Here is a 3,548-nt window from a genome sequence, read left to right on the forward strand (position 1 = left end):
CATCCAGACCGTCTGCCTCGGCCAGGCGGCCTCCGCCGCGGCGGTGCTGCTGTCCGCGGGCACCCCGGGTAAGCGGATGGCGCTGCCGAACTCGCGGATCATCATCCACCAGCCGGCCACCGAGGGCGGCTACGGGCAGGGCTCGGACATCGAGATCCAGGCCCGGGAGATCCTGCGGATGCGTACGCAGCTGGAGGAGATGCTCTCCCGGCACTGCAACCAGCCGGTCGAGAAGGTCCGCAGGGACATCGACCGAGACAAGATCATGACGGCCGAGGAGTCCCGCGAGTACGGGCTGGTCGACACGATCCTCAGTAGCCGCAAGAAGGGCCTGCTGGCCGCGAACGCCGCCAGCTGACCAGGTCGGGTCAGAGGTCGGCCGGGCACGTCGCCCGCCGACCTCTGACACACCCGTTTTGGGGGTCGGAGAAAGCCCCGACAGCGGGTAACGTCGGGTCCGTACCGCTTCGTCGGGCGACCGGCGGGGTGACAGAAGACGGGCGGAGCGCAGCGTCCGCAGGTCGTGGCCGGTCTTCGGCCGATGAGTGCAGGGAGAACGTAGGTGGCACGGATCGGTGACGGCGGCGACCTACTCAAGTGCTCCTTCTGTGGCAAGTCGCAGAAGCAGGTCAAAAAGCTCATCGCGGGCCCCGGGGTCTACATCTGCGACGAATGCATCGATCTCTGCAACGAGATCATCGAAGAGGAGCTGGCCGAGTCCGGCGAGGTGAAGTGGGAAGAGCTTCCCAAGCCGATGGAGATCTGCCAGTTCCTCGACACCTACGTCGTGGGGCAGGAGCAGGCCAAGAAGGCGCTCGCCGTCGCGGTCTACAACCACTACAAGCGGATCCAGGCCGAGGCCGCCAACGCCCCGGGCTCCGGTAACGACGGCGTCGAGCTGGCCAAGTCGAACATCCTGCTGCTCGGTCCGACCGGGTGCGGCAAGACCCACCTGGCGCAGACCCTCGCGCGGATGCTCAACGTGCCGTTCGCCATCGCCGACGCCACCGCCCTGACCGAGGCCGGCTACGTCGGCGAGGACGTGGAGAACATCCTCCTCAAGCTGATCCAGGCCGCCGACTACGACATCAAGCGGGCCGAGACCGGCATCATCTACATCGACGAGGTCGACAAGATCGCCCGTAAGTCGGAGAATCCGTCGATCACCCGGGACGTCTCCGGCGAGGGCGTCCAGCAGGCGCTGCTGAAGATGCTCGAAGGCACCGTGGCGAACGTGCCACCACAGGGCGGTCGCAAGCACCCGCACCAGGAGTTCATCCAGATCGACACCACCAACGTGCTGTTCATCTGCGGTGGTGCCTTCGCGGGCCTGGACCAGATCATCGAGGCGCGTACGGGGCACGGCGGCACCGGCTTCGGCGCCCGGCTCCGCGCCGTCTCCGAGCGCTCCACCGACGACATCTTCAGCCAGGTGATGCCGGAGGACATGCTCAAGTTCGGGCTGATCCCGGAGTTCATCGGCCGCCTCCCGGTGATCACCAGCGTCCGCAGCCTCGACCGTACGGCCCTGGTGCGGATCCTCACCGAGCCCCGCAACGCGCTGGTCCGGCAGTACCAGCGCCTGTTCGAGCTGGACGGCGTCGAGCTGGAGTTCGAGCGGCCGGCGCTGGAGGCGATCGCCGACCAGGCGATGCTGCGCGGCACCGGTGCCCGCGGCCTGCGCGCCATCATGGAAGAGGTCCTGCTCTCCGTGATGTACGAGGTGCCGAGCAACCCCGATGCCGCCCGGGTGCTCATCACCCGCGAGGTGGTGCTGGAGAACGTGAACCCGACGATCGTCCCGCGCGAGTTCACCGGGCGCCGTGCCCGGCGCGAGCGCGAGGAGAAGTCCGCCTGATCCGGCCAGCCGTGCGGGCTCGCACTGCCCCCCGACCGCCGTTCGCCCGTACGCTGGCAGTCATGCGCGTCGCCGTCTGCCAGCTGAACTCCCGCGACGACCGGAAGGCGAATCTGGCCGCCGCGGAGGCACTGATCGACCGCGCCGCCGAAGCCGGCGCGGACCTGGTGCTCCTTCCCGAGTACGTCGACTATCTGGGGCCGGGCGCCGGGATGCCTGCACCGGAGCCGGTCGACGGCGAGGTCGGGCAGTTCTTCGCCGACGCCGCCCGCAGGCGGGGCGTCTGGCTGATCGCCGGGTCCTTCCACGAGGCCGGCCCCGACCCCGACCGCACCTGGAACACCACCCTGGTCTTCGACCGCGCCGGCACGCTCGCCGCCAGCTATCGCAAGATCCATCTGTACGACGTGGAGATCCCGGGCCGGGTCTCGTACCGGGAGTCGGCGACGGTGGCCCCCGGTGACCAGCCGGTGGTGGTGAATGTCGAGGGCCTCCGGGTGGGTCTGTCGATCTGCTACGACCTGCGTTTCCCGGAGCTGTACCGGCGGCTCGCCACCGATGGCGGCGCCCACCTGTTGGTGGTGCCGGCGGCGTTCATGATGCACACCGGGCGCGACCACTGGGAGGTGCTGCTACGCGCCCGCGCGATCGAGAACCAGTGCTTCGTCGCTGCGGCCGGCCAGACCGGTGACCACGAACCCGGTCGCACCTGTTACGGCCGCAGCATGGTGGTCGACCCGTGGGGGACGTTGCTGTCCCAGGTGCCCGACGGCCCGGGGTTCGCGGTCGCCGACCTGGATCTGGACCGCCTGGACCGGATCCGCGCCGAGCTGCCGAGTCTGGCCAACCGCCGGCTCTGACCACCGCTATCCCTGCAGCAGTACGCCCACCAGCGCGAGCCCGGCGATGGCGGCGGCGGTGACCAGCAACGCCGTGCTCATCCGGGAGGGGCCGCGCCGTGCCAGCCGCCCGATCGAGATCACGACGGCGAAGAGCACGAACGCTCCGATGAGCAGCTGCCAGAACGGCGCCAGCAGGCCGAGTAGCGCGCCCTCGGCGAGGACCGGGCTGGCGGGCCGGGACACGTCATCCATGCCAGACACTCTGGCACGCCCGCGCCGTTCGCGGTCGCCGGCGCGAGGACCCGCGGTTGCCGGCAGTCTCGCCTTCGGGGTAGCCCGGGCGGGATCGAGGACATCGACGGTCCATGATTTGCCTTCTTCGGGGCGTCCGCGTAACTTTCTCTCTGCACGGGGAAGGCCGGGGCAAACCGGCCGAGAACGGGCGCCAGGCTCGCGACGATGAAGTCGAACGCGAGGCTGAGACCGGGTGGTGCGTGAGTCTCCATGAGATGGAGTTGCGAACGCGAAGCCGACCGGGTAAGGTTCTGGAGCCGGCAGGAGCCGGGCGGGTCACCGCGAGGTGACTGGCCGGTCTGCGGCTCTCCACGACAGAAGCGAACGCCGGAAGGCGTGCGTCAACGTGGGCCCGAACGATCTTCGAAAATTACCCGATAGCTCGGGTTGACCTCGAAGAGCAGATCGGATAGCTTGGAGCGGTTGCCCCAGACACGGTTCCGGTTACTGGAATCGGCGGATGGTGTGTGGTTGTTCTTTGAGAACTCAACAGGGTGCTTGATAAGCCAGTGCCAAATTGATTATTACCCCGGACTGGTCAGGCTTTGTGTCTG

General features: G+C 68.3%; 4 protein-coding genes. 3 read left to right on the top strand and 1 reads right to left on the bottom strand.

Annotated elements, in window-relative coordinates; all coding sequences use genetic code 11:
* From AB0M52_RS32285 to AB0M52_RS32295, 3 genes are all read left to right on the top strand, one after another.
* Positions 1–358, top strand: a 358-nt coding sequence (locus tag AB0M52_RS32285; protein ID WP_363961530.1) for an ATP-dependent Clp protease proteolytic subunit, incomplete at its 5' end; no start/stop codon positions are given.
* 204 nt (positions 359–562) lie between these two features.
* Positions 563–1,858 (top strand): ATP-dependent Clp protease ATP-binding subunit ClpX, encoded by a 1,296-nt coding sequence (gene clpX, locus AB0M52_RS32290; RefSeq protein WP_363961532.1) that lies wholly within the window; start codon positions 563–565, stop codon positions 1,856–1,858.
* 62 nt (positions 1,859–1,920) lie between these two features.
* Entirely contained in the window at positions 1,921–2,718 is a 798-nt protein-coding gene (locus AB0M52_RS32295; protein ID WP_363961534.1) for a carbon-nitrogen hydrolase family protein, read from the top strand.
* Positions 2,719–2,724: 6 nt separating this feature from the next.
* Here the strand turns inward: AB0M52_RS32295 and AB0M52_RS32300 are convergent, their stop codons facing one another.
* Complete coding sequence (locus AB0M52_RS32300) at positions 2,725–2,952, bottom strand: hypothetical protein (protein WP_363961536.1); 228 nt, start codon at positions 2,950–2,952, stop codon at positions 2,725–2,727.
* Between the last annotated feature and the right edge of the window lie 596 nt (positions 2,953–3,548).

This window comes from Micromonospora sp. NPDC051296 (genome assembly GCF_040682255.1).
Classification (GTDB): Bacteria; Actinomycetota; Actinomycetes; order Mycobacteriales; family Micromonosporaceae; genus Micromonospora; species Micromonospora craterilacus.

Bases quoted from the DNA above. Each gene is read 5' to 3' on its own strand.
- AB0M52_RS32295 (WP_363961534.1), top strand. From the start codon at position 1,921: ATGCGCGTCGCCGTCTGCCAGCTGAACTCCCGCGACGACCGGAAGGCG.
- AB0M52_RS32300 (WP_363961536.1), bottom strand. From the start codon at position 2,952: ATGGATGACGTGTCCCGGCCCGCCAGCCCGGTCCTCGCCGAGGGCGCG.